Consider the following 24,125-nt stretch of genomic DNA (forward strand, 5'->3'; position numbering starts at 1 on the left):
CCCGGCGGGCGCGCGGCGGGTCGTCAATGCCGCGCGCGAGCGGTTCCGCGCCTCAGGACGGCCCGGACGCGGGCATGGCGAAGAACGCCGGAGGGCGATGCCTTAATGCGGATGCGACGCCTGAAGAATGAAAAGGCGGTTTACGTGGCCGGTCTTTCTTTTCTTCTCGCGGGAGGTGTTCGTCGCCGCCCGGCGCCGAGGGCTCAGCGTGCGGGAGGGGGCTCCGGCGGGGTGAGCATGGCCTGGGTGGCCTCCCGGACGATGTCGCGCATGGCGCGCTCGGCGGCCTCGGGGTCGCCGGCCTGCACGGCCTGGGCCACCTCGGCGTGCCAGCGGATGGCCGCCGGTTCGGGGCGGGCGGGCATGAGGTGGTGGCGGGTGCGGCCGGCGAGCACCTCGGCGACCACGTCGGTGAGCGCGGCGAGCATCTCGTTGCCCGAGGCCTCCAGCACCGTGCGGTGGAAGGCGATGTCGGCCTCCAGGTAGGCCTCCAGCTCGCCGGCCTTGCCGTGCACGGCCATGCGCATCACCGCGCCGGTGAGCGTGCCGCACTGCTCGGGGGTGGCGTTGCGCGCGGCCAGGGCGGCCGCCACCGGCTCGACCCCGCGGCGCAGCTCGCCCAGCGACAGCAGCAGCTCGTCGCGGTCGGGGCCGGCCAGCCGCCACCGGATGATCCGGGGGTCGAACAGGTGCCAGGCCGCCCGCGCGGCCACGGTGACGCCGACGCGGCGGCGGCTGCTGACCAGCCCCATCGACTCCAGGACGCGGATCGCCTCGCGGATCACCGACCGCGACACCCCGTAGCGGCCTTCCAGCCGGTCGGTGCTCAGCACATGGCCGGGGGGCAGGGCGCCGGAGGTGATCGAGGCGCCGAGATCGTCCAGGACGCTGCCGTGCAGTCCGGAACTGGTCCGGTCATTGCCTGCCACGGTCGCCAATCTTCCCACGATTGCCAGCCGATCCCACCCAAGCCGCGAAAAAGTCTGATTAATCGGGTGTTACCCCTTGATTAAGGCTGATTATTCGTGGCACCCTTGCGGGCAGTCCGCGTCCGAGAGGCAGACCAGGATGAGCGCCACCGAACCCCCGACCCCCACTCCCCCGGCGTCCGGCGGTCAAACGCCCGCGCCCCCGCTGCTGGTCGTCATGGGCGTGAGCGGCTCGGGCAAGACGACCGTGGGCCAGGCGATCAGCCAGAGCCTGGGCCTGCCGTTCGCCGACGCCGACGACTTCCACAGCCCCGAGAACATCGCCAAGATGAGCGCCGGCGTCCCGCTGGAGGACGCCGACCGCCTGCCCTGGCTGCGCGCGGTCGGCCGCTGGCTGGGCGAGCACGCCGCCACCGGCGGCGTGGCGGGCTGCTCGGCGCTCAAGCGCTCCTACCGCGACATCCTGCGCGAGTCGGCGCCGGGAGCGACCTTCGTCCACCTGCACGGCGACCCGGAGCTCATCCGGCGGCGCGTGGCCGCACGCGAGGGGCACTTCATGCCCACCTCGCTGCTCGACTCCCAGCTGGCCACCCTGGAGCCCCTGGGCCCCGACGAGCGCGCCGTGCTGCTCGACTTCGCCAAACCGGTGCCGGAGCTGGTGCGCGACTACCTGGCCGCGGCCCAGGAGGACCCCCAGACCGTCACGGCCGCCGGCGCGACCCCGAAGGACCAGGCCGGCCCCCCGGCCGGAGAGTGACATGACCCCCGCGACCCTCGCCCTGGCACCGCCCGAGGTGGCGCTGTCCAGCGGCCGCCTGCTGCCTGCCGCGCTCATCGGCATCGCGCTGATCGTCGTGCTGATCACGCGGTTCAAGATGCACCCGTTCCTGGCCCTGACGCTCGGCTCGCTGACCGTCGGCGCCGTCGCCGGGCTGCCGATGGCCGACGCGATCTCCAGCTTCACCGACGGGTTCGGCAGCACCGCCGCCGGCGTCGGCACCCTGATCGCGCTGGGCGCGATGTTCGGCAAGCTGCTGGCCGACTCCGGCGGCGCCGACGAGATCGTCGACACCATCGTGGGCCGCTCCAGCGCCCGGTCGCTGCCCTGGGCGATGGCCGCGGTCGGCGCTCTCATCGGCCTGCCGATGTTCTTCGAGATCGGCCTCGTGCTGCTCATGCCGGTCATCTTCCTGGTGGCCCGCCGCTCGGGGCTGTCGCTGATCCGGGTGGGCATCCCGGCGCTGGCCGGCCTGTCGGTCATGCACGGCCTGGTCCCCCCGCACCCCGGGCCGCTGGTCGCCATCGACGCGCTCAAGGCCGACCTCGGCCTCACCCTGGGCCTGGGCGTGCTGGTGGCCATCCCCACCGTCGCCATCGCCGGGCCGCTGTTCGCCCGCTACGCCGCGCGCTGGGTCGACGTCCCGGCGCCGGAGCTGTGGGACGGGCGGCGGGTGGAGGACGAGGGGGCCGAGGGGGCCGGGCAGGCCCGGCGGCCGTCGTTCGCGGTGACGGTGGCCACCGTGCTGCTGCCGGTCGTGCTGATGATGGGCAAGGCCCTGGCCGACCTGCTCACCGCCGAGGGCAGCCCCGCCCGCTCGGTGCTGGACTTCCTGGGCACGCCGCTGGTGGCGCTGCTGATCGCCGTCATCGTCGCGATCTTCACGCTGGGCCGGGGCGCGGGCATGGACGGGCGGGCGATCACCACCTCGATCGAGCGGTCCCTGCCGCCGATCGCCGGCATCCTGCTCATCGTGGCGGCCGGCGGCGGCTTCAAGCAGACCCTGGTCGACACCGGCATCGGCAAGCTGGTCGCCGACTGGGTGCAGGGCAGCGGCCTGTCGGTGCTGCTGCTGGCCTGGCTGGTCGCGGTGATGATCCGCCTGGCCACCGGGTCGGCGACGGTGGCCACGGTCACCGCCTCGGGCATCCTGGCGCCGCTGGTCACCACGCTGGACACCGGGGAGACCTCCCTGCTGGTGCTGGCCATCGGCGCGGGGTCGCTGTTCTTCTCCCACGTCAACGACGCCGGATTCTGGCTGGTGAAGGAGTACTTCGGGCTCAGCGTCGGCCAGAACCTCAAGACCTGGTCGGCGATGGAGACGGTCATCTCGGTGGCCGGACTGGTGTTCGTCCTGCTGCTCAGCCTGTTCCTGTAGCCCCGCGCGCCGGTCCGGTACCGTCCGGGCTCGCGGCCTTCGCCGTGTTACGCGGGACCCTTTGCGGGTTTGTAGGGTGTTATCGCAATCAACGTCGGAATGAGGCGAGGCCGGTGGAGATCGAGCAGACGGCGCTGCCGGGCATCGGGCTCAAGCACGAGTTCACCACGCACTCCGGGCGCAGGATCGCGGTGGTCTCCCACCGCACCGGCCGCCGGGACGTGGTGATCTACGACCGGCACGACCCCGACCGGGCGTGCGAGGCGATCCAGCTCAACGACGAGGAGGCCGACGCCCTGGTGGAACTGCTCGGCGCCCCCCGCATCGTCCAGCGGCTCAACGCCCTGCACCGCGAGGTCGAAGGGCTGGTCAGCGTGCAGATACCCATCGCCCCCGGCTCCCCCTACGGCGAACGCCCGATGGGCCAGGCCCGCGTGCGCACCCGCACCGGCGCCTCCATCGTGGCGATCGTGCGCGGCGGGCAGGTACACGCCAGCCCCACCCCCGACTTCCCCCTGGCCGAAGGCGACGTGGTGGTCGTCGTCGGCAGCCCCGAGAGCACCGCCGCCGTCGCCGACATCCTCGCCAACGGATAGGCCGGCGTGCACTCTGCGTTCCTCTTCATCGAGCTCGGCGGCATCATCCTCGGCCTGGGCGTGCTCGGAGCGCTGGCCCTGCGCGCCGGCATCTCCCCGATCCCGCTGTACCTGCTGGCCGGGCTGGCGTTCGGCACCGGCGGCATCCTGCCGCTGGCCACCAGCGAGGAGTTCATCGCGGTGGGCGCCGAGCTCGGCGTCGTGCTGCTCCTGCTGGTCCTGGGACTGGAATACAGCGCCGGCGAACTGGTGACCAGCCTGCGCGGCAACGCGCGCGGCGGCCTGGTCGACCTGCTGCTGAACGCCGCCCCCGGCGCCGTCGCCGCGCTGCTGCTCGGCTGGGGGCCGATCGCCGCGGTGGCGATGGCCGGGGTCACCTACGCCACCTCCTCCGGCATCACCGCCAAGGTGCTGTCGGACCTGGGGTGGATCGGCAACCGCGAGACCCCGGTGGTGCTGTCGCTGCTGGTGTTCGAGGACCTCACCATGGCGCTGTACCTGCCGGTGCTCACCGCGATCCTGGCCGGGGTCAGCCTGCTGGGCGGCGCGGTGACGGTCGCCGTCGCGCTGGCGGCGGTCAGCGTGGTGCTGCTGATCGCCCTGCGCTACGGCCGGGTGATCGAGGCGTTCGTGGCCAGCCCCAACTCCGAGGTGCTGCTGCTGAAGGTGGTGGGCCTGGCGCTGCTGGTGGCCGGCGTGGCCCAGCAGCTGCAGGTCTCGGCCGCGGTGGGCGCGTTCCTGGTGGGCATCGCCCTGTCGGGCGAGCTGGCCCACGAGGCCCGCGCCCTGCTCAGCCCGATCCGCGACCTGTTCGCGGCGGTGTTCTTCGTCTTCTTCGGCCTGCAGACCGACCCGGCCGCGATCTTGCCCATGGCCGGCATCGCGGCGCTGCTGGCGGTGATCAGCATGGCCACCAAGCTGGGCACCGGCGTGTACGCCGCGCGGCGCGCGGGGATCGCGCGCGCCGGGCAGCTGCGCGCCGGCGTCGCGCTGATCCCGCGCGGGGAGTTCAACATCGTCATCGCCGGCCTGGCCGTGGCGGCGGGCGTCCACCCCGACCTGGGCCCGCTGGCCGCCGGATACGTGCTGATCCTGGCCGCGTTCGGGCCGCTGGCCGCGCGCCTGCTGCAGCCGCTGATCGACTTCGCCGTCCGGCGCACCTCCCCGGAGGCGCCCGCCTCCTAGTGCGGCCAGGTCCAGTCGCTGATCTCGGCCGGGTCCTCGCCGTGCTCGCGGGTGTGCAGGCGGGCGCGCACGCGGGCGTCGGTCATCTCCTGCCGCAGGTGGGCGCAGCGTTCGGCCAGGCCCGGGACGCGGTCGATGACGTCCAGGACCAGGTGGAAGCGGTCGATGTCGTTCATCATCGCCATGTCGAACGGCGTGGTGGTGGTGCCCTCCTCCTTGTAGCCGCGCACGTGCAGGTTGGCGTGGCCGCGGCGGCGGTAGGTGAGGCGGTGCACCAGCCAGGGGTAGCCGTGGAAGTTGAAGATGACGGGCTTGTCGGTGGTGAACAGGGCGTCGTAGGCGGCGTCGGACAGGCCGTGGGGGTGTTCGGAGGGCTGCTGGAGCCGCATCAGGTCCACGACGTTGACCACCCGCACCTTCAGCTCGGGCAGGTGGCGGCGCAGCAGGTCGGCCGCGGCCAGGGTCTCCAGGGTGGGCACGTCCCCGGCGCAGGCGAGCACGACGTCGGGCTCGTCTCCGGCGTCGGTGGAGGCCCAGGGCAGGATGCCCAGGCCCCGGGTGCAGTGCAGGACGGCCTCCTCCATGGTCATCAGGTCCAGCACCGGCTGCTTGCCGGCGACGACGACGTTGACGTAGTCGCGCGAGCGCAGGCAGTGGTCGGCGACCGACAGCAGGGTGTTGGTGTCCGGCGGCAGGTAGACCCGCACCACGCTGGCCTTCTTGTTGACCACGACGTCCAGGAAGCCGGGGTCCTGGTGGGTGAAGCCGTTGTGGTCCTGGCGCCACACGTGCGAGCTGAGCAGGTAGTTCAGCGAGCCGACCGGGCGACGCCAGTGGATCTTCCGGGAGGCCTCCAGCCACTTGGCGTGCTGGTTGAACATGGCGTCCACGATGTGCACGAACGCCTCGTAGGAGTTGAACAGGCCGTGGCGGCCGGTGAGCAGGTAGCCCTCCAGCCATCCCTGGCACAGGTGCTCGCTGAGCACCTCCATCACCCGGCCGCCGGGCGAGAGGTTCTCGTCGGTGGGCAGCACCTGGGCCGACCAGGCCTTGTCGGTCGTCTCGTAGACGGCCGACAGCCGGTTGGAGGCCGTCTCGTCCGGGCCCATCAGGCGGAAGTTGTCGGGGTTGTCGGTGATGACGTCGCGTAGGAAGGCGCCCAGCACCCGGGTGGGCTCGGTGCTCGCGCCCGCCGGGGTCTTGACCTCCACGCCGTAGTCGCGGAAGTCGCGCAGGATCAGCGGCTTGAGCAGTTCGCCGCCGTTGGCGTGCGGGTTGCCGCTCATGCGGCGCGGGCCGTGCGGCACCGTGGCGGTGATCTCGGCGACCGGGGCGCCGTCGGCGTCGAACAGCTCCTCTGGGCGGTAGGAGCGCATCCAGGCCTCCAGCATGGCCAGGTGCTCGGGGTTGTCGCGCACGCCGCTGAGCGGCACCTGGTGGGCGCGCCAGGTGCCCTCCACCGGCAGGCCGTCGACGTGGGCCGGGCCGGTCCAGCCCTTGGGGGTGCGCAGGACGATCATGGGCCACCGGTCGGACTCGCCGGCCTTGACCTCGGCGATCTGGTCGAACACCGTGTCCAGGGTGGCGGCCATGATCTCGTGGACGGCGCCGGGGTCGTCCCCGGCCACCAGGTGCGGGCGGTAACCGTAGCCCTCCATGAGGCCCAGCAGCTCGCGCTCGGGGATGCGCGCCAGCACGGTCGGGTTGGCGATCTTGTAGCCGTTCAGGTGCAGGATCGGCAGGACGGCGCCGTCGCGGGAGGGGTCGACGAACTTGGGGGAATGCCAGCTGGCGGCCAGCGGACCGGTCTCGGCCTCGCCGTCGCCGATGACGCAGGCCACCACCAGGCCGGGGTTGTCGAACGCGGCGCCGTGCGCGTGGGCCAGGGAGTAGCCCAGCTCGCCGCCCTCGTGGATCGACCCGGGGGTCTCCGGGGCGGCGTGGCTGGGGATGCCGCCGGGGAAGGAGAACTGGCGGAACAGCTTGCGCATGCCCTCCCGGTCCTGGGAGACCGAGGGGTAGACGCGCGAGTAGGTGCCCTCCAGCCAGGAGTGCGCGACCACGGCCGGGCCGCCGTGCCCGGGCCCGGCGACGTAGATCATGTCCTGGTCGCGGTCCCGGATCACCCGGTTGAGGTGGGCCAGGCAGAAGTTCAGGCCGGGCGTGGTGCCCCAGTGGCCCAGCAGGCGCGGCTTGATGTGCTCGGGCCGCAGCGGTTCGTCCAGCAGGGGGTTGTCCAGCAGGTAGATCTGGCCGACCGACAGGTAGTTGGCCGCCCGCCAGTAGGCGTCGACGCGCTTCAGCTCGCTCATGTCTAAGAGCGTTCCCGCACGGCGGGTGATATGCCAGGGACCTTGGTCCCGAAGGCTCAGCCGAGCGGCGCGGCGGCCGGCAGGCCGGCGTCCAGGGTGGCGGTGACCCGGCCGAGCACCTGGCGCAGCTGGGCGATCTCGCCGGCCTGCAGGCCGGTGGCGGCCAGGATGCGCTCGGGCACCAGGGCGGCGCGCGCCCGCAGGGCCGCGCCGTCGGCGGTCGGGCGCACCAGCACCGAGCGCTCGTCGGCGGTGCTGCGGCCGCGGGCCACCAGGCCCGCCGCCTCCAGCCGTTTCAGCAGCGGCGACAGGGTGCCCGAATCCAGGCGCAGCGCCGCGCCGAGCTCCTTGACGCTCAGCGGCTGCCGCTCCCACAGCACGAGCATCACCAGGTACTGCGGGTAGGTGAGGCCGAGGTCGCGCAGCTCGCGCCGGTAGACGCCGTCCAGGGCGCGGGAGGCGGCGTGCAGGGCGAAGCACAGCTGGGCCTCCAGCCGCATCATCCGCGGATCGGCGGGGTGTTCCTCCATGGGGACATCCTACCGCCTTGACTGCAGACAATTTAGTTGTGCACAATGTAGTTTGCCGAGCCATCGACGGAAAGTGCAGGAAGTCATGAACGCGCTCTACACCGCCATCGCCACCGCCTCGGGCCGGGACGGCCGCGCGGTCTCCTCCGACGGCCTGCTGGACGTCACCCTCACCCCGCCCAAGACCCTGGGCGGCAACGGCGAGGGCACCAACCCCGAGCAGCTGTTCGCCGCCGGGTACGCCGCCTGCTTCGCCAGCGCGGTCACCCTGGTCGCCCGGCACCGGAAGCTCGACGTCGCCGACGCCGCGGTCACCGCCGAGGTCTCCCTGGTCGCCGGGGAGCAGGGCCGGTTCGGGCTCGCCGTCGTCCTGCGCGTCGAACTGCCCGACGAGCTGCACGGGGAGACCGGCCGGGCGCTGGTGGAGGCCGCCCACCAGGTGTGCCCCTACTCCAACGCCACCCGCGGCAACATCCCGGTCGAGCTCGTCGTCGAGTGACCGCCCCGCGGCGCCGGCCGGCACGGGCCCGGGGAAAACCGATTGCGGAAACGTCGGTGAGGTTGGCTAGGGTTTGCCTCCGTGTCTGAGCAACCCCTCATCCACGCTCGTGGACTGGTCAAACGCTTCGGCGACTTCACCGCCGTCGACGGCATCGACGTCCAGGTGCGAGCCGGTGAGGCGTTCGGCTTCCTGGGCCCCAACGGCGCCGGCAAGTCCTCCACGATGCGCATGATCGGCTGTGTGTCCCTGCCGACCGCCGGCGAGCTGAGCATCCTGGGCATGGACCCCGCGCGCGACGGCACCCGCATCCGCGCCCGGCTCGGCGTCTGCCCGCAGCTCGACAACCTCGACCCCGACCTCAGCGTGCGCGAGAACCTCACCACCTACGCGCGCTACTTCGGCATCCCCCGGGCCGAGGCCCGCCGCCGCGCCGACGAGCTGCTGGAGTTCGTCCGCCTGTCCGACCGCGCCGGCAGCATGGTCGAACCCCTGTCCGGCGGCATGAAACGCCGCCTGACCATCGCCAGGGCCATGGTCAACGACCCCGACATCGTGCTGCTCGACGAGCCCACCACCGGCCTGGACCCCCAGGCCCGCCACCTGTTGTGGGAGCGGCTGTTCCAGCTCAAACGGCGCGGCACCACCCTGGTGCTGACCACTCACTACATGGACGAGGCCGAGCAGCTGTGCGACCGCCTGGTCGTCATGGACGCCGGGCGCATCGTCGCCGAGGGTTCCCCCCGCTCCCTGATCGAGACGCACTGCACCCCCGAGGTCGTCGAACTGCGCTTCGGCGACGACCGCCCGGCCGACCTGGCCGGCAAGCTGGAAGGCGTCGGCGAGCGCGTCGACCAGCTGGCCGACCGGCTGCTGGTCTACGCCGCCGACGGCGACGCCGCCGCCGCCGAGGTACACCGGCGCGGCGTCACCCCCTCCAGCGTCCTGGTGCGCCGCGCGAGCCTGGAGGACGTCTTCCTGCAGTTGACCGGCCGCACCCTGGTCGACTGATGAGCACCCTGACCAGCCCGATCACGCCGCGCTCCACGCTCGCGGTGCTCGAACGCGCCCTCACCCTGTACCGGCGGCTGTGGCGCGCCTCGGCGTTCTCCTCCTTCCTGCTGCCCGTCATGTTCCTGGCCAGCATCGGCCTGGGCGTGGGCGGCCACATCGGCACCGTCGACGGCGTCGAGTACCTGTCGTGGATCGTCCCGGGGGTGCTCGTCTCCACCGCCTTCCAGATGGCCATCGGCGAGTGCACCTACCCGGTGTTCGGCGACTTCCGCTGGGTGCGCGCCTACCCCGCCATGAGCGCCACCCCGGTCCAGGTCGCCGACATGGTCGCCGGCTGGCTGCTGTACATCCTGATCCGCGCCCTGCTCGCGGTGCTGGTCTTCCTCGGCGTCACCTGGCTGTTCGGGGCGCTGCACTCGCCGTGGGCGCTGCTCACCCCGCTGGTGTGCGCCCTGGTGACGCTGGCCACGGCCGCCCCCACCATGGCCTTCGCCGCCGGCATCCACCACGACGGCTACTTCGCGCTGCTGTTCCGCTTCGTCCTCATCCCCTCCACCCTGTTCGCCGGGGTGTTCTTCCCCGTCGACCAGCTCCCGGCCGCCGCCCGCCCGCTGGCCTACCTGTCGCCGCTGTGGCACGGCGTCGAGCTGTCCCGGGCGGCCACCCTGGGCGCCGCTCCCCCGTGGCCGATCGCCGCGCACACCGCCTACCTGCTGGCCTTCACCGCCGCCGGGGTGGCCTGGGCCGTGCACGCCTTCCGCAAGCGACTTCAGGACTGACACATGGTGACCACGCTGATCGCCGCCCGCCTGTCGGCGGGCGCCATCGCCCCCGGCCGGGTCGGCGCGGTGATCTACCGCAACATCGGCGCGCTGCGCTCGGGCCCGGCCTACTGGGTGGTGCTGCTGTCGGGCTTCTTCGAGCCGCTGCTGTACCTGCTGTCCATCGGCGTCGGCGTCGGCGCGCTGGTGGGCACCATCCCGCTCGACGGCCGCGCCCTGCCCTACGCCACCTTCGTGGCGCCCGCCATGCTCGCGGTCTCGGCCATGTCCGGCGCCCTGTCGGAGACCACCTTCAACTTCTTCTTCAAGATGAAGTACGCCAAGACCTTCGAGGCGGTCCTGGCCACACCGGTGCGCCCGTTCGAGGTCGCGCTGGGCGAGCTGGGCTGGGCGATGATCCGCGGCTCGGTGTACACCCTGCTGTTCCTGCTGGTCATGGTCGGCTTCGGCCTCACCACCCCGCTGTGGGCGCTGGCCGCGCTCCCCGCGACCCTGCTGGTCGGGCTGGCGTTCGGCTCGCTCGGCATGGCCGTCAGCACGCTGCTGCGCGGCTGGCAGGACTTCGACCTGATGACCACCGCCCAGTTCGCGCTCTTCCTGTTCTCCGGCACCTTCTCCCCCGTGGCCGAGTACCCCGCCGTTCTGCGCGTGGTCGTGCAGGCCACGCCGCTGTACCAGGCGGTCGAGCTGGTCCGCGGCCTGGCCCTGGGCGCGCCGAGCTGGGGTCTGCTCGGGCACGCCGCCTACCTGGCCGCCCTGACGGCCGCCGGGCTGCTGTTCGCCGCCCGCCGCCTGGAGCGCCTCCTGCTCCGCTGACGGCCCCCGCCACCCCCCGTCGCCGCCACGGCACGCGGGCGGAAGGGCGACGGAGCCGGTGACCGGGCCGGGACTTCGGGCCGGTCAGCGCCCCGGCTCTTCGGGGGTGCCGGTTCGCCGGTTGTGGTGATCCACCAGCCTGGCCAGCGATTCGGTCAACCCCTGTCGCTCCTGCGGTGACAGCGGAGCCAGCAGTTCGTCCTGGCACTCGGCCAGCCGCTTCTCCAGTCGCCGCAGCTGCCGCCTGCCCGCCGGGGTCGGCGAGATGATGTTGCGCCGCCGGTCGGCGGGGTCGGGTGCGCGCTCGACCAGTCCGAGATCGGCGAGTTCGTTGATCGCCGCGACCATGTCGCTGAGGTGGATGCCACTACGGCGGCCCAGCGCGGCCTGGCTCGCCGGGCCGAAGTCCTCCAGCGTCGCCAGCAGGCGGTAGTGGTAGCCGCGGGCGCCGACGGAGGAGAACCCGTCGCCCACCAGGCGGTGCGCGTGGCCGGCGGTCTGGCCGAGCAGCCAGCTGGGCAGGCCCTCCCAGCGGGCGGGCGTCTCCTCGGTCTCCATGCGGCAAGTCTAACTAGTCGTTTGGCGCACTAACGATATGTTATCGTTCGTCGAGTAAACGTTAGTCACGCGAACGTTTATTGAGCGAACGTGTTTCCCTGGAACTCGGACAGCCACCTGGAGATCGACATGACCGCAACCGAAACCCTGATCCGCGTCCTCGCCGACCGCGCCGAACTGGCCGACCTGGTCGCCCGTCACAGCCTTTGGGTCGACGAGCGCCGCCACGACGAGACCGACCGGCTGTTCACCGAGGACGTCGTCGTGAAGTCCCCCCGCGGGCAGGCCCACGGCATCAGGGAACTCAACGAGCTGGTGAGCGCGCACCGCGTGTACGCCCGCACTCTGCACAACAAGTGCAACCTCGTCATCGAGGTCGACGGCGAGACCGCCACGGTGCGGGCCCATGACGTCGCCGTCTTCGTCATCGACGACAAGACCGAGGCCCTGGCGGCCGGGATCCACCGCTACAGAGCGCGCCGCACCGAGGACGGCTGGCGCTTCGACCGCCTGGAGATCACCCCGATCGCCTTGACCGAAGCCCTGGCCCGGGCCCTTTAAGATCGCGCCGGCACAGGACGGGGCCTGTGCTCACCCCGTCACCGAAGACGCCTCCCCGCCTCGGCCCGGAGGCGTCTTCGCCAGGGCCGGCGCGGCTCACCGCGCCGGCCGCGCATGCTTCGCACGGCCTCGACGCCCGGCCGGCGAACGGGCAGCCGCGTCTTCGGCAGGGCCGGGGCAGCTCGCCGCACCGGCCGCGGATGCCCCGCACGGCCTCGACGCCCGGCCGGCGAACGGGCAGGCGTCCCCGCGGCCCGTGGTGATCACCACATCGGCGATGCGCGTCATGCCGGCGGCACGTCACAGGTCGTCACGGCGCGGAGGCTCCGGTGTCCAGGTGGCCCAGGACGGGCGGCTCGCCGGTGGCCGGGTCGGCGTGGACCAGGCGGGTGGAGCCGTCGGGCAGGGCCTCCTCCCGCCACCCCCGCGGCCACGATCGCCGGGAGCTGACAGCCGCGCGCCCGGTCGCCTCCCACAGGGCCGGCGCGGTCGCGAACGCGGCGTCCCGGAAGGAGGCCGCGCCGGCGAACCGCGCCTGGCGGAAGACGGCCTCGCCGGTGAACACGGCCTCGCCGAACAGCGCCTCCGCCGCGAACGCCGCCGCGCGGAACACGGCCCGATCGTGAAAGGCGGTGCGGCTGAACAGCGCCATCCCGGTGAACTCGGCGCCGCGGAAGTCGGCGCGCAGGGCGAACACGGCCTCACGGAACAGCGCCTCGTCTTCGAACACGGCCTGTTCGAACCCCGCCTTGTGACCGGCGTCCCGCCAGTTCGCCGTCCCCCGGAAGACGGCCCCGGAGAACACGGCCCGGTCGCCGAACGTCGCTCCGCCGAAGCGCGCGAACCCGGTGAACGTGGCCTCGTCGAACGCGGCCCGGCGCATCCGGCAGTCGTTGAAGTCCAGCTTCACCAGGTACGCGCCGGTGAGGTCCAGGTCGATGCCGGGCCAGAACGTGGCCGGCGGCACCGGCTCGGACCTGCTCCAGCGCAGGTGGTTTCCCAGGATCCGCTGGGCCGTGGCCCGCACCTGCAGCTCCTGCGCGTCCAGGGACACCCCGCCCGCCTCACCCCGCCCCGGCCCCGCCGAACCGCCCGCCTTCCACCCCGCGCCCGCAGAGCCGTTGGCCTCCCACTCCGGGCCCACGGCGTCGCCCGCCTTTCCCTGCTCCGCGCTCGCGGGGCCGCCTGCCTTCCTCCGCTCGGGGTAGGCAGGGGCGCCCGCCTTCCCCTGCTCCGCGCTCGCGGGGCCGCCCGCTTTCCTCCGCTCGGGGTACGCGGGGCCACCCGCTTTTTTTCGCTCGGGGCCCGGAGGGCTGCCCGCCTTTCCCTCCGGTCCCTCCGCCTTCACCGGCGCCGGCGACGGGCCCGCGGGATGTTCCGCCGCCTGTGACCCCGGTTCGGCGGCCGGCGGCGGCATGCGCAGATAGGCGCAGATCACGTCGACGACCGTCTGGCGCTGCTCGGGCGTGTCCTGGGCGACCCGCTCCAGAGCGTGCAGCCCGGCCAGGCGCACGGCGGCCTTGTCGTGCCCGAGCTGGTCGGCCGCCTTGGTGTACAGCTCGGTCACGCGCCGCTCGCCGGCGTCGTACTCCTGGTAGGCCTGCGTGCGCTCCCCCAGCCACTGGCGTCGCACGCCGAGCAGCAACGCCACCAGGCCGGCGGCGCCGGCCCCCACCGTCAGCCCCGTCTTCACCGCGTCCAGCCGCAGCTCCACCCGCCGGGCCGCGTCCGGCGCCGCGTCGGCCAGCGACAGCAGGACCGCCGTGGAGCCCCACATGGACACCACGATGATCACGACGCCGGCGAGGACCCACCACCACGACAGCACGCGCAGCGTCCCGCGGCCCGAGGGCCGAGGCCGGCCCAGGACCATCCCGGCGCCCGCGGCCGCCAGCACCAGGGCCGCCAGCAGCAGCACACCCGGCAGCGGCACGTACCGCGCCGGCTCCGGCGCCCGCGCCCACCCGGCCGCCAGCGCGGCCACCGCCGCCACCCCCGCCGCGCCCAGCGCCCCCACACCGGCCGCCCGGCGTCCACGCCCCCGCTCCCTCATGGGGGCAACTCCAACACAACTCCCCCGGATCCTCCAGACCTGGGCGCCGGGCTGCTGCCGTCCCGCCTGGGGCATGGCCGGGCTCGCGGTGCTGCTGTTCGGCGCCCTGCCCCGGCTGTCGGTCACGCTCGCCTGGGCAGCACCGGCCGCCGCCATCGCCCTCGGCCCGCTCGGCGACGTCATCGGCCTGCCCGGCTCGGTACGCGACCTGTCCCCCTTCAGCCACGCCCCCGCCGTCACCGCCGCGGCCGTCACCGCCGCGGGCGTCACCGCCGGCCCGATCGTGGCGCTGGCGGCGATAGCGGCGGCCCTGACCGCCGCGGGTCTCCTCCTGTTCCGCCGCCGCGACCTGACCCCCTGAGACCCGCCGGGCCGTCCATCCCCCGAGGCCGGCCCCCACCATGGACGGTCCCGTCGTGGACGACCGCGATACGGGCCGGGCAGGCCGTCGCCTCGAAGAGCGTGATGGCACGCGTCGCGGCGCGCCCGGCGACGAAGAGGCCCTGGCCGAGCGCCCGGACCGTGGGTTCAGGAGGTGCGGCGGCGGAACATGGTGGCCGAGGCCGTCATCCCCACCGCGACGATGCCCGCGCACCATGCCAGCGCCAGCCACGGCGCCGCGCCCACGGGCTGGTCGAGCAGCAGGCCGCGCAGCGCCTCGATCACCGGGGTGATCGGCTGGTTCTCCGCGAAGCCGTGGATCCACGACGGCATGGTCTGCACCGGAACGAACCCGCTGGAGGGGTAGGGCAGGAAGGCGATGAAGAAGGTGAAGCCGCTGGCCGCCTCCGGCGACTTGGCCAGCAACCCGACCGCCGCGCCCACCCACGAGATCGCCAGGATGAACGCCAGCAGTACCGCTGCGGCGGCCAGCAGCCCGGGGAAGGTGGCCTGGGAGCGGAAGCCGATCGCCGTGGCCACCCCGAAGACCAGGGCCGACGCCGCCAGGTTGCGCGCCAGGGACGCCGTGACGTGGCCGACGAGGATCGCGGTGGGGCTGACGTCCAGCGACCGGAACCGGTCGATGATGCCGCCGGTCATGTCCTGGGTGACACGGATGGCGGTGTTGCCCGCGCCGAAGCCCGCGCACAGCACCAGCACCCCCGGGACGACGTACTGCACGTACGCGCCGCCGCCTCCGGTGTTCACCGCGCCGCCGAACAGGAACACGAAGATCAGCATCATCAGCACCGGCAACGCCAGCGAGGTGATGAGCGCGTCGACGTTGCGGACGCTCAGCCGCAGCGAACGGTCGATCATGGCCAGCGAGTCAGACACGGCGGTGCTCCTGCGGCGGCGTGGGCGAGGTGAGAAGCGCATCGGCGGCGCGGAGGAACAACGGCGAACGGCCGATCACGGGCCGAGGGTCAGACACGGGGGTGCTCCTGCGGCGGCGTGGGCGAGGTGATGCGCGCGCCGGCGGCGCGGGGGGCGGGCCGAGGTGAACGGCCGGTCGCGGCCGAGGGGTCAGACATGGCTTGGTTCCTTGGCGTTGTGGCCGGTCAGGGTCATGAACACGTCGTCCAGGCTCGCGGTGTGGACCGCGAAGCGGTCGACCAGGCGGCGGGAGGGGTCCACGCCGTCCAGCAGGTCGCGCACGTCCTGGGCCGTGCCGGTGGTGGACACGCCGATCAGCAGGCGGCCGGGGTCGCGCCGCACGATCCGCGGCTCCAGCAGCGCCGCCACCCGCTCGTAGGCCTCCGGGCCCGCCAGCGTGAGGTCCAGGCGTTCTCCGGCCACGCGCTGCTTCAGCTGCGCCGCGGTGCCCTCGGCGACGAGCCGGCCCCCGTCGATGACGGCGATCTGGCCGGCCAGGCGGTCGGCCTCCTCCAGGTACTGCGTGGTGAGGAAGACGGTCACCCCCGAGCCGGCCAGCTCGGTGACGATGTCCCAGACCTCCTGGCGGCTGCGCGGATCCAGGCCGGTCGTCGGCTCGTCCAGGAAGATCACCGACGGCTCGCCGACCAGCGAGGCGGCCAGGTCCAGACGGCGCCGCATGCCGCCGGAGTAGGTCGACACGCGGCGGCCGGCCGCCTCGGCCAGGCCGAACCGGGCCAGCAGCTCGACGGCGCGGCCCCGGGCCCCCGCGCGAGGCAGGCCCCACAGCCGGGCCATCATGCGCAGGTTCTCGCTGCCGGTCAGCTCCTCGTCCAGCGCCGCGAACTGCCCGGTGAGGCTGATCGCGCGCCGCACCCGCGACCGCTCGCCGACCACGTCGTGCCCGGCCACCCGCGCCCGCCCGGCGTCGGGGGCCAGCAGCGTGGCCAGGATGCGCACGGTGGTCGTCTTGCCCGCGCCGTTCGGCCCGAGCAGGGCGAACACGCTCCCCCGCCGGACGGCCAGGTCGAGGCCGTCCAGCACGCGCACCGCCCCGTAGGACTTGCCGAGCCCGTGCGCCTGGACGGCCCATTCGTCTTCGTCGTGGTCCACTCCGCACCCCCTTCTGCGTATGCCATACACGCTACTGCGTGGACCATACACGGTACTGCGTATGTCGTAAACTCCCCCCATGGACCGCGAGACCGGCGACATCCTGCCCCCGAGCATCGCCGAGGCCTGGGGCCTGCGAGGACGCCCCCACAAGGGGCCGAAACGGGGGCTCAGCCTGGAGGCCATCGTGGCCGCGGGCGTGAAGATCGCCGACACCGAGGGCATCGAGGCGGCGTCGATGAGCCGGGTGGCCAAGGAGGTCGGCGCCTCCACCATGGCGCTGTACCGCTACGTCGGCACCAAGGACGAGCTGATCGCGCTGATGCTGGACACCGCCATCGGCCCGCCCCCGCCGCTGCCGGAGGGCGCCGGCTGGCGGCGTTCCCTGGAGCACTGGGCGACCGCCGCCCGCACGACCATGCTCGCCCACCCCTGGGTGGTCCCGCTGCTGCCGCGCGACGGCCCGCCGGTCACCCCCAACCAGCTCGCCTGGCTCGACCAGGCACTGCAGGCCCTGGCCGGCACCGGGCTGCCGGAGTCGCTGAAGGTCTCCACCGAGGTGCTGATCATGGGCCACGTGATGAGCGAGGTGACCATCGTGGCCTCCCAGCTCACCGACCCCGAAGCCGAGCGCCGCTGGGCCCTGTTCACCCCGTTCCTGCTCCGCGTCACCCAGGACGGCCGGTTGCCCGCCCTGCGCGCCGCCGCCGAGTCCGGCGCGTTCGCCGACGCCGACCCCGACCCCGAGGCGGACGGCATGGACGAGGTGCGCGACGTCTTCGCCTACGGCCTCGACCGCGTGCTCGACGGCGTGGAGGCCTACATCCGCTCCCGGCGCTCGTAACACCCCGCCCCGCTCTGAGTGGTGGCTCTGAGCGGTTCATGGCGGGAAGCACCGATCGGTCCGATGTGTTTAGGGCGATTTGACGGCATGCATTACCTCGGCATCCATAGGGATGCATGCCGAGCATTCTTCGTGCCGTCTTTCGCGCCCGCTTTCTTGACTTTCCCATTAACCACTCCGTAGATTGCCGCTTGGCACTCACGCTGCGTAAGGGTGTGTTCACAACGAATACTGTGCGGTTTATTTAATTCCATTTAACTTCGTCACAACGGAGGCTGGATGTCCCCACAACGGGAGCTCGACCCGGAGTCCTCCCCGGCCGCCCGATTCGGCTTCGAGCTGCGGAAGAGACGCGTCGCGGCCGACCTGACCCAGGAGGCGCTGGGCGACGTCATCAAGTACACGCCCGCCCTCATCAGCATGATCGAGAACGGCCACCGGCTCCCCACGGCCGACTTCGTGCACAGGTGCGACGCCGTCTTCGGTCTGGACGGCACTTTGCACCGCCTGTGGCAGATGTGCCGGTCCGACACGGCGAAGAAGTGGTTCGTCCCGTGGCTCGAAATCGAGCAGACGGCCTCGATGCTCTACGCATGGGAACACTCCCTGGTTCCGGGCCTTCTGCAGATACCGGATTACGCCAGGGCGTTGTTCCTCGGCATGCCGCGCATGCGGCCTCTCTCGATCGACGACGCCGTGACGGCCCGCATCGAACGACAGGCCGTCTTCGAGCGCGAGCGGCCCCCCATGCTGTGCGCCGTGCTGGACGAGGTCGTTCTCCAGCGGCCCGTCGGAGGCGCGGCCGTCATGCGAGAACAGCTCGAACACCTGCTCACCGTCGCCGAGCATCCCTGTATCACGCTCCAGATAGTCCCGCTCCAGGTCGGCTGCACCGCAGGATTGGGAGGAGCTTTCGTGCTGGCCCACGTCCACGGACACGACCTGGCCTACCTCGACTCCACCGTCCAGGGGGCGGTGACCGCCCTTCCCGGGGACGTCGAGGAGGTCCGGGTCCGCCATGACGCGGTGCGGGCCGCCGCGCTCTCGCAGGACGCCTCGGCTGAATTGATCAAGGAATGGGTGCAGAGATGGACGAGCTGACCACCGCAAAGTGGATCAAGTCCTCCTACAGCTCCGACAACGGCGGGAACTGCGTGGAGATCGCCGTGCTGTCCGGCGGGCGGGTCGGCGTGCGCGACAGCAAGAACCCCGCAGGGCCCGCCCTGGTGCTCACCGGCGACGCGTGGCACGCCTTCCGCGGAGGGGTCGAGCGGGGCCGCTTCGACGTCGCTATGTGATCCGCGCCTGGGGAGTGATCTGCCTCACGTATGTCACAAACGACCGGCCGCACGGTGTCTTAAGACCGGAACCTCAAGAGGCGAAGGAGACACCATGGCTCGCAACACCGAAGTGGTCGTGATCGGCGGCGGGTACGCCGGCGTCCTGGCGGCCAGCCGCCTGACGCAGCGCGACGACGTGACGGTGACGCTGATCAACCCGCGCCCGGCCTTCGTGGACCGAATCCGCCTGCACCAGTTCGCGGGCGGGACCCACGACGCCGTCGTCGACTACAAGAAGGTGCTGGCCGACAGCGTCGAGCTGGTGGTCGACACCGTGACGCGGATCGACGCGGCCGGGCGCCGCGTGAGGCTCGCGACCGGCGGCACGCTCGGCTACGACTACCTGATCTACGCGGTGGGCAGCGGCAGCGCCGAACCCGGCGTGCCCGGAGCGGCCGAGTTCGCCCACCCGATCGCCGGTCTGGAGCAGGCCCAGCGGCTGCGGGCCGTCCTGGACGCCGCGCCCTCGACGGCCGCGGTGACGGTGGTCGGAGCCGGACCGACCGGCATCGAGACCGCCGCGGAGCTGGCGGAAACCGGCCGCGCCGTGACCCTGGTGTGCGGCCGGGTGCTCGGCCCGTACCTGCACCCGCGGGGCCGGCGCTCGGTCGCCGGGCGGCTGGCCAAGCTCGGCGTGACCGTGCTGGACGGCCCCGGCGCGACGGTCACGGCCGTGACCCGCGACACCGTGCGGCTGAGCGACGGCCGCGAGCTGCCGAGCGCGGTGACCGTCTGGACCGCCGGATTCGGCGTGCCCGACCTTGCCGCCCGCAGCGGGCTCAGCACCGACGCCCTGGGCCGCCTGCGCACGGACGAGACGCTGACCAGCGTGGACGACGCGCGCATCGTCGCGGCCGGAGACTCCGCGGCGCCGTCGGACCTGCCGTTCCGGATGAGCTGCCAGGCCGCGGTCCAGCTCGGCCCGCACGCCGCCGACACCGTGCTCAGCCGCATCGCGGGCGAGCACCCCGCGCCGCTCGCCCTGGCGATGGTCGCCCAGTGCATCAGCCTGGGGCGCCGGGCCGGCATCGTCCAGTTCGCCCACCGCAACGACGTCGCGATGGGGCTGCACATCGGCGGCCGTGCCGGTGCGATGATCAAGGAGCTCATCTGCAAGGGCATCCCGTGGCAGCTCACGCACCAGGCACGCAAGCCCGGTTCGCTCGACTTCCCGGCATGGGCCAAGGACCGCGAGCGCGGGCGGTCGCTGCGGGCCGGGCGCGACCAGGCGCCGGCCCCCCGCTGACCGGACAGCTGGCCGCCTCGAACCGCCGCCGGCGAAAGGGTCCTGCCGTGAACACACACTCGAACGCCCCGGGCGACCAGGGCCGGCCGCGAAGCGCGGGGCGCGGGAGATGAGCGGCCACGCCACCGACCCGGCGACCGAGTCCTTCATCGCCTATCGCAACCTGCTGTTCACCGTCGCCTACGAGATGCTCGGATCGGCGGCCGACGCCGAGGACGTCCTGCAGGAGACCTGGTTGCGGTGGGTGGAGGTCGACCCGGCGCGGGTGCGCGACCAGCGCGCCTACCTGGTGCGGATCACGACCCGGCAGTCGCTCAACCGGCTGCGCGCCATGAGGCGCCGCAAGGAGGCCTACGTCGGCCCCTGGCTGCCCGAGCCGATGCTCACCGCGCCCGACGTGGCGCAGGACTCCGAGCTCGCCGAGAGCGTGTCGATGGCGCTGATGGTCGTCCTGGAGACGCTGTCGCCGACCGAACGCGCCGTCTTCGTGCTGCGCGAGGCCTTCGGCGTCGGCTACGACGAGATCGCGGCGGCCGTCGGCAAGAGCCCCGCGGCGGTCCGCCAGATCGCGCACCGCGCCCGCCGGCACGTCGACGCCCGCCGCCCGCGCGAGGCGGTCTCCCCCGGCCAGACCCGGGCGGCCCTGGAGCGGTTCCAGCGAGCGCTCGAGACCAGGGACCCGCAGGGCCTGCTGGACGTGCTCGCCCCGCAGGTCGTCCTCATCGCCGACGGCGGCGGCGTCAAACAGGCCGCGCTGCGGCCGGTCGTCGGCGCCGAGAAGGTGGTCCGAATGATCGTCGGCGGGCTCGGCAAGACCGAGGGCCTGCTCACCGGTGAGCCGACCGTGGTCAACGGCGACCCGGCGCTCGTCGTTCGCCTGGACGGCGAGATCGACGGCATCATGGCGATCCGGGTCGAGGACGCCCGCATCACCGGCTTCTACTACGTGCGCAACCCCGAGAAGCTGACCCGCGTCGCATCGGTGACCTCGCTCACCCTGCGATGAGCACCGTCCTGGAATCGGAGGCCTGGGCCCTTCCGCACCCCCGGGGCCGTCCGTCCGCGTGCCTCGCGCGGTCGCTCCCAGCTTTCTCTCACCGCGAGCAGGTAGAACGATGTCGTGAACGAGCAACCCGCCGTGAAGGTGCTGGTCGTCGACGACGAGCCGAACATCCGCGAGCTGCTGTCGGAGGCACTGGAGCTGAACGGCTTCGCGGTGCGGACCGCCGCGGACGGCCGCCAGGCACTGGAGGCGGTGGCCCGCGACCGGCCCGACATCATCGTGCTGGACGTGATGATGCCCGGCCTGGACGGGTTCACGGTGGCCCGCAGGCTCCGCGAAGCCGATGACGGCCCCCTGCTGCTCTTCCTGACCGCCAAGGACGCGGTGTCCGACCGGATCGCGGGGCTGACCGCCGGCGGCGACGACTACGTGACCAAGCCTTTCAGCCTGGAGGAGGTGGTGCTGCGGCTGCGGGCGATCATGCGCAGGATGCGGCCCGCGCAGGAGCAGGTCGACGACGGCGTGCTGCGCTACGCCGACCTGGAGCTCGACGAGCAGGCCCACACCGTGCGGCGGGCGGGGCGGGCGATCCACCTGTCGCCGACGGAGTTCAGCCTGCTGCGCTACCTGATGATCAACGCCGAGCGGGTGGTCAGCAAGGCGCAGATCCTCGACCGCGTGTGGGACTACGACTTCGACGGCGAAAGCAGGATCGTGGAGTCCTACATCAGCTACCTGCGGCGGAAGATCGACGCGGACGGCCCGCCACTGATCCACACGTTGCGCGGGGTCGGCTACCGGTTGCAGGAGTTCTCGTGAGACGGGCCTGGCCCCTGCGGCATCGGCTGCTGGCCGCGCTGCTCGGCCTGTGCGCGGCAGGGCTGGCGGCGTTCGCCACCGCGAGCGTGCTGCTGCTGGAGCGTTCGCTGCTGTCCAGGGTGGACGCCCAGCTCACCGAGACGGCCGTCACCTTCGGCCGGCGCCCGCTCCCGCCCCCGCCTCCGCCGGTGGGCAGGGGGCAGTCCGTTCAGATCCCGACCCAGTTCAAGATCGCCTTCTACGACCCCTCGGGGACCCTGCTGCGCAGCCTGCCCGCCGAGAGCGGCGACGGACCGGCCGTCCCCGCCGGGGCGATCTCCGCCGTGCCGCGAGGCCCCGTCACCGTGCCCGGCACGGGGACGGGGCAGTGGCGGGTGCTGGTCAGGAGCCTGCCCGACGGCACCCGGCTGACCGTGTCGATGTCGCTGGAGCCCAACCGGGCGACCGTGCAGCAGATCCTCGTCATCGAGGCGGTGGCGGGCAGCCTGGTGCTGCTGCTGCTGGGCGTGCTCGCCTTCGCCGTGGTACGGCTGGGCCTGCGCCCGCTGACCCGCATGGAGCAGACCGCCGAGGCCATCGCCGGCGGCGACGTCGACCGCAGGGTCGGCGACACCGACCCGCACACCGAGACCGGGCGCCTCGGCGGCGCGCTGAACACCATGCTGGAGCGCCTGGCCACCGCGCTGCGCGAGTCCGAGCGCTCCGAACGGCGACTGCGGCACTTCGTCGCCGACGCCTCGCACGAACTGCGCACCCCGCTCACCTCCATCAGGGGCTTCGCCGAGCTCTACCACCACGGCCAGGACGCCAGGGACCCGGTGGCCGAGCGGCTGCTGCGCAGGATCGAGGCCGAGTCCGAGCGCATGGGCGTCCTGGTGGAGGACATGCTGCTGCTGGCCAGGCTGGACCGGGAGCCCGCGCTGGAGCCCAGCGTCGTCGACCTGCACGTGCTGGCCGGAGACGTGGTGCACGCCGCCCGCGCCCGCGACCGCGAGCGGCCGATCCGGCTGGCCATCTCCGACGCACCGGTGTTCGTGCGCGGCGACGAGCACCGCCTGCACCAGGTCATCGCCAACCTGGTCGGCAACGCCATCCAGCACACCTCCTCGGGCACCGAGATCGGCCTCACCGTCGCTCCGCGGGCGCTCGCCGGGGCCCCGGCTCCCGGCGTCGTGCACGCCGGGACCGGACCCGCCCCGCACCGCGGGGCCGCACTGGTCGAAGTGCGAGACGAGGGGCGCGGCATCGATCCCGAGCACCTGCCGTACCTGTTCGACCGCTTCTACCGGGCCGACCCGGGCCGCTCGCGCGACAGCGGCGGAACCGGGCTGGGCCTGGCCATAGCCGCCGCGCTCGTACAGGCGCACGATGGGCGCATCGAGGTGACCAGCACCCCCGGCCGCGGCACCGCCTTCCGCGTGCTGCTCCCGCTGGAGCAGCCCCAGGACGGCTGAACGGCCCCCCGGCTGTTCACCTTCGCGTCGGCTACGGTTCACACATTGTTCCCAGCTTGGTGCTGTCAGATGTGTGCTGACGAAGGGAGGACCATGCTGGCAAGGTTCCGCAAACCAGCCGTCTCCGCAGCTCGCGACGGTGATCCGAGCGTGTCCGGCGCCGAGCCGGCCGGTGACCAGGGACACCGGCTCCGGGCGCCGAGCAGGCTGCACGCCTTCAACCGGTACGAGATCAAGTACCTCGTGGAGGCGTCGCAGGCGGCCGCGCTCAGGCGGGAGATCGAGCAGCGGCTCGACCGCGACCGTCACAGCGGCCAGGAGGGCTACGGCATCTGGAGCGTCTACTACGACACCCGGCAGCTGCGCTTCTACTGGGAGAAGATCGAGGGCCTGAAGTTCCGCAGGAAGCTGCGGGTGCGCCACTACGGCGACCGGTTCGCCGTGCGGGACGACACGCCGGTGTTCGTCGAGATCAAGCAGCGGGTCAACCGGGTCACGCAGAAGCGCCGGGTGAGCCTGCCCTACGCGGACGCGCTGCGCCTGTGCGGCGGCCGGCAGATGGTCGAGCACGAGCCGTCCCAGCGCGCGTTCCTGCAGGAGGTGCTCGACCTCGTCCTGCGCCTGGACCTGCGGGCCGTCGCCATGACCGGTTACACCCGGCACGCGTACGTGGGCCGGGACGCCGACGTGGGCCTGCGCGTCACCTTCGACCACCGCATCCGGGGCCGCGACCGAGACTTCCACCTGGGCGCCGACGCCGAGAACAGGCTCATCGTCCCCGCCCGCATGTCCATCGTGGAGGTCAAGGCCAACGAGCGCGTGCCGTACTGGCTGACCGACCTGACCGCCAGGCGGAACCTGCAGGTGGTCCGGGTCTCCAAGTACTGCCAGAGCGTGGAGGCGCACGGCCTGGCACCCCGCTCGGTCTTCCACATCCCCGACCACGACCTCGATCCCGGCCGCCACCGGCCGTCCGTCCCCCCGGAGGCATGACCCCC

The 24,125-nt window shown here is 72.6% G+C and carries 25 protein-coding genes; 18 read left to right on the forward strand and 7 right to left on the reverse strand.

What is annotated here, in order from left to right; all coding sequences use genetic code 11:
• Positions 1–203 precede the first annotated feature (203 nt).
• Positions 204–929 carry a FadR/GntR family transcriptional regulator gene (locus PYR91_RS10635; protein ID WP_279779361.1) on the reverse strand — a complete coding sequence of 242 codons (726 nt, stop codon included), beginning with the start codon at positions 927–929 and terminating at the stop codon, positions 204–206.
• Between the two features lie 217 nt (positions 930–1,146).
• Between PYR91_RS10635 and PYR91_RS10640 the strand changes: the two genes are divergently transcribed.
• The 4 genes from PYR91_RS10640 to PYR91_RS10655 all read left to right on the forward strand — a co-directional run bounded on the left by PYR91_RS10640 (position 1,147) and on the right by PYR91_RS10655 (position 4,866).
• Complete coding sequence (locus PYR91_RS10640; RefSeq protein ID WP_279779916.1) at positions 1,147–1,686, forward strand: gluconokinase; 540 nt, start codon at positions 1,147–1,149, stop codon at positions 1,684–1,686.
• Position 1,687: 1 nt separating this feature from the next.
• Complete coding sequence (locus tag PYR91_RS10645) at positions 1,688–3,085, forward strand: gluconate:H+ symporter (RefSeq protein ID WP_279779362.1); 1,398 nt, start codon at positions 1,688–1,690, stop codon at positions 3,083–3,085.
• Between the two features lie 113 nt (positions 3,086–3,198).
• Positions 3,199–3,681, forward strand: a complete 483-nt coding sequence (locus PYR91_RS10650; protein WP_279779364.1) for a cation:proton antiporter regulatory subunit — start codon at positions 3,199–3,201, stop codon at positions 3,679–3,681.
• A 6-nt stretch (positions 3,682–3,687) separates the two neighbouring features.
• On the forward strand, positions 3,688–4,866 hold the full coding sequence (locus PYR91_RS10655) for a cation:proton antiporter (RefSeq protein WP_279779365.1): 1,179 nt from the start codon (positions 3,688–3,690) through the stop codon (positions 4,864–4,866).
• Here PYR91_RS10655 and PYR91_RS10660 read toward each other — a convergent pair.
• Both PYR91_RS10660 and PYR91_RS10665 read right to left on the reverse strand, forming a co-directional pair.
• On the reverse strand, positions 4,863–7,178 hold the full coding sequence (locus PYR91_RS10660) for a phosphoketolase family protein (RefSeq protein WP_279779366.1): 2,316 nt from the start codon (positions 7,176–7,178) through the stop codon (positions 4,863–4,865). The two genes, PYR91_RS10655 and PYR91_RS10660, sit on opposite strands and share 4 nt — an antisense overlap.
• Before the next feature lie 56 nt (positions 7,179–7,234).
• Positions 7,235–7,708, reverse strand: a complete 474-nt coding sequence (locus PYR91_RS10665) for a MarR family transcriptional regulator (RefSeq protein ID WP_279779367.1) — start codon at positions 7,706–7,708, stop codon at positions 7,235–7,237.
• Between the two features lie 85 nt (positions 7,709–7,793).
• On the opposite strand from PYR91_RS10665, the gene PYR91_RS10670 reads away from it, so the two are divergent.
• The 4 genes from PYR91_RS10670 (at position 7,794) to PYR91_RS10685 (ending at position 10,819) form a co-directional block, all read left to right on the forward strand.
• The gene (locus tag PYR91_RS10670; RefSeq protein ID WP_279779368.1) at positions 7,794–8,207 is read left to right on the forward strand and encodes an organic hydroperoxide resistance protein; all 414 of its coding nucleotides are present in this window, start codon (positions 7,794–7,796) and stop codon (positions 8,205–8,207) included.
• 81 nt (positions 8,208–8,288) lie between these two features.
• Positions 8,289–9,218: an ATP-binding cassette domain-containing protein gene (locus tag PYR91_RS10675; protein ID WP_279779369.1), complete on the forward strand. Its 930-nt coding sequence runs from the start codon at positions 8,289–8,291 to the stop codon at positions 9,216–9,218.
• Positions 9,218–10,000: an ABC transporter permease gene (locus PYR91_RS10680; RefSeq protein WP_279779370.1), complete on the forward strand. Its 783-nt coding sequence runs from the start codon at positions 9,218–9,220 to the stop codon at positions 9,998–10,000. The genes PYR91_RS10675 and PYR91_RS10680 overlap by 1 nt, the downstream gene beginning before the upstream one ends.
• Positions 10,001–10,003: 3 nt before the next feature.
• A complete protein-coding gene (locus tag PYR91_RS10685; protein ID WP_279779371.1) occupies positions 10,004–10,819 on the forward strand; it encodes an ABC transporter permease in 816 nt (271 codons plus the stop codon).
• Between the two features lie 84 nt (positions 10,820–10,903).
• On the opposite strand, the gene PYR91_RS10690 is transcribed toward PYR91_RS10685, so the two are convergent.
• Positions 10,904–11,377: a MarR family transcriptional regulator gene (locus tag PYR91_RS10690; RefSeq protein ID WP_279779372.1), complete on the reverse strand. Its 474-nt coding sequence runs from the start codon at positions 11,375–11,377 to the stop codon at positions 10,904–10,906.
• Positions 11,378–11,506: 129 nt separating this feature from the next.
• Between PYR91_RS10690 and PYR91_RS10695 the strand changes: the two genes are divergently transcribed.
• A complete protein-coding gene (locus PYR91_RS10695; protein WP_279779373.1) occupies positions 11,507–11,938 on the forward strand; it encodes a nuclear transport factor 2 family protein in 432 nt (143 codons plus the stop codon).
• Between the two features lie 310 nt (positions 11,939–12,248).
• On the opposite strand, the gene PYR91_RS10700 is transcribed toward PYR91_RS10695, so the two are convergent.
• Entirely contained in the window at positions 12,249–13,991 is a 1,743-nt protein-coding gene (locus PYR91_RS10700; RefSeq protein WP_279779374.1) for a pentapeptide repeat-containing protein, read from the reverse strand.
• Positions 13,992–14,064: 73 nt separating this feature from the next.
• Between PYR91_RS10700 and PYR91_RS10705 the strand changes: the two genes are divergently transcribed.
• A complete protein-coding gene (locus tag PYR91_RS10705) occupies positions 14,065–14,352 on the forward strand; it encodes a hypothetical protein (RefSeq protein WP_279779375.1) in 288 nt (95 codons plus the stop codon).
• Positions 14,353–14,519: 167 nt separating this feature from the next.
• Here PYR91_RS10705 and PYR91_RS10710 read toward each other — a convergent pair whose 3' ends face one another.
• Positions 14,520–15,269: an ABC transporter permease gene (locus PYR91_RS10710; RefSeq protein ID WP_279779376.1), complete on the reverse strand. Its 750-nt coding sequence runs from the start codon at positions 15,267–15,269 to the stop codon at positions 14,520–14,522.
• Between the two features lie 189 nt (positions 15,270–15,458).
• Positions 15,459–16,421 (reverse strand): ATP-binding cassette domain-containing protein, encoded by a 963-nt coding sequence (locus PYR91_RS10715; RefSeq protein WP_279779377.1) that lies wholly within the window; start codon positions 16,419–16,421, stop codon positions 15,459–15,461.
• A gap of 79 nt (positions 16,422–16,500) precedes the next feature.
• On the opposite strand from PYR91_RS10715, the gene PYR91_RS10720 reads away from it, so the two are divergent.
• The 8 genes from PYR91_RS10720 (at position 16,501) to PYR91_RS10755 (ending at position 24,120) form a co-directional block, all read left to right on the forward strand.
• Positions 16,501–17,265, forward strand: a complete 765-nt coding sequence (locus PYR91_RS10720; RefSeq protein ID WP_279779378.1) for a TetR/AcrR family transcriptional regulator — start codon at positions 16,501–16,503, stop codon at positions 17,263–17,265.
• Between the two features lie 279 nt (positions 17,266–17,544).
• A complete protein-coding gene (locus PYR91_RS10725) occupies positions 17,545–18,366 on the forward strand; it encodes a helix-turn-helix transcriptional regulator (RefSeq protein WP_279779380.1) in 822 nt (273 codons plus the stop codon).
• Complete coding sequence (locus PYR91_RS10730; RefSeq protein ID WP_279779381.1) at positions 18,354–18,563, forward strand: DUF397 domain-containing protein; 210 nt, start codon at positions 18,354–18,356, stop codon at positions 18,561–18,563. The genes PYR91_RS10725 and PYR91_RS10730 overlap by 13 nt, the downstream gene beginning before the upstream one ends.
• A 94-nt stretch (positions 18,564–18,657) precedes the next feature.
• Positions 18,658–19,851 (forward strand): FAD-dependent oxidoreductase, encoded by a 1,194-nt coding sequence (locus tag PYR91_RS10735; RefSeq protein WP_279779382.1) that lies wholly within the window; start codon positions 18,658–18,660, stop codon positions 19,849–19,851.
• A gap of 109 nt (positions 19,852–19,960) precedes the next feature.
• A complete protein-coding gene (locus tag PYR91_RS10740; protein ID WP_279779383.1) occupies positions 19,961–20,857 on the forward strand; it encodes an RNA polymerase sigma-70 factor in 897 nt (298 codons plus the stop codon).
• A 114-nt stretch (positions 20,858–20,971) separates the two neighbouring features.
• A complete protein-coding gene (locus PYR91_RS10745; RefSeq protein WP_279779385.1) occupies positions 20,972–21,673 on the forward strand; it encodes a response regulator transcription factor in 702 nt (233 codons plus the stop codon).
• Positions 21,670–23,127: a HAMP domain-containing sensor histidine kinase gene (locus PYR91_RS10750; protein ID WP_279779387.1), complete on the forward strand. Its 1,458-nt coding sequence runs from the start codon at positions 21,670–21,672 to the stop codon at positions 23,125–23,127. Before PYR91_RS10745 ends, PYR91_RS10750 begins: the two co-directional genes overlap by 4 nt.
• A gap of 93 nt (positions 23,128–23,220) precedes the next feature.
• A complete protein-coding gene (locus PYR91_RS10755) occupies positions 23,221–24,120 on the forward strand; it encodes a polyphosphate polymerase domain-containing protein (protein WP_279779388.1) in 900 nt (299 codons plus the stop codon).
• Positions 24,121–24,125: the final 5 nt, after the last annotated feature.

This window comes from Sphaerisporangium sp. TRM90804 (assembly GCF_029846175.1).
GTDB lineage: Bacteria > Actinomycetota > Actinomycetes > Streptosporangiales > Streptosporangiaceae > Sphaerisporangium.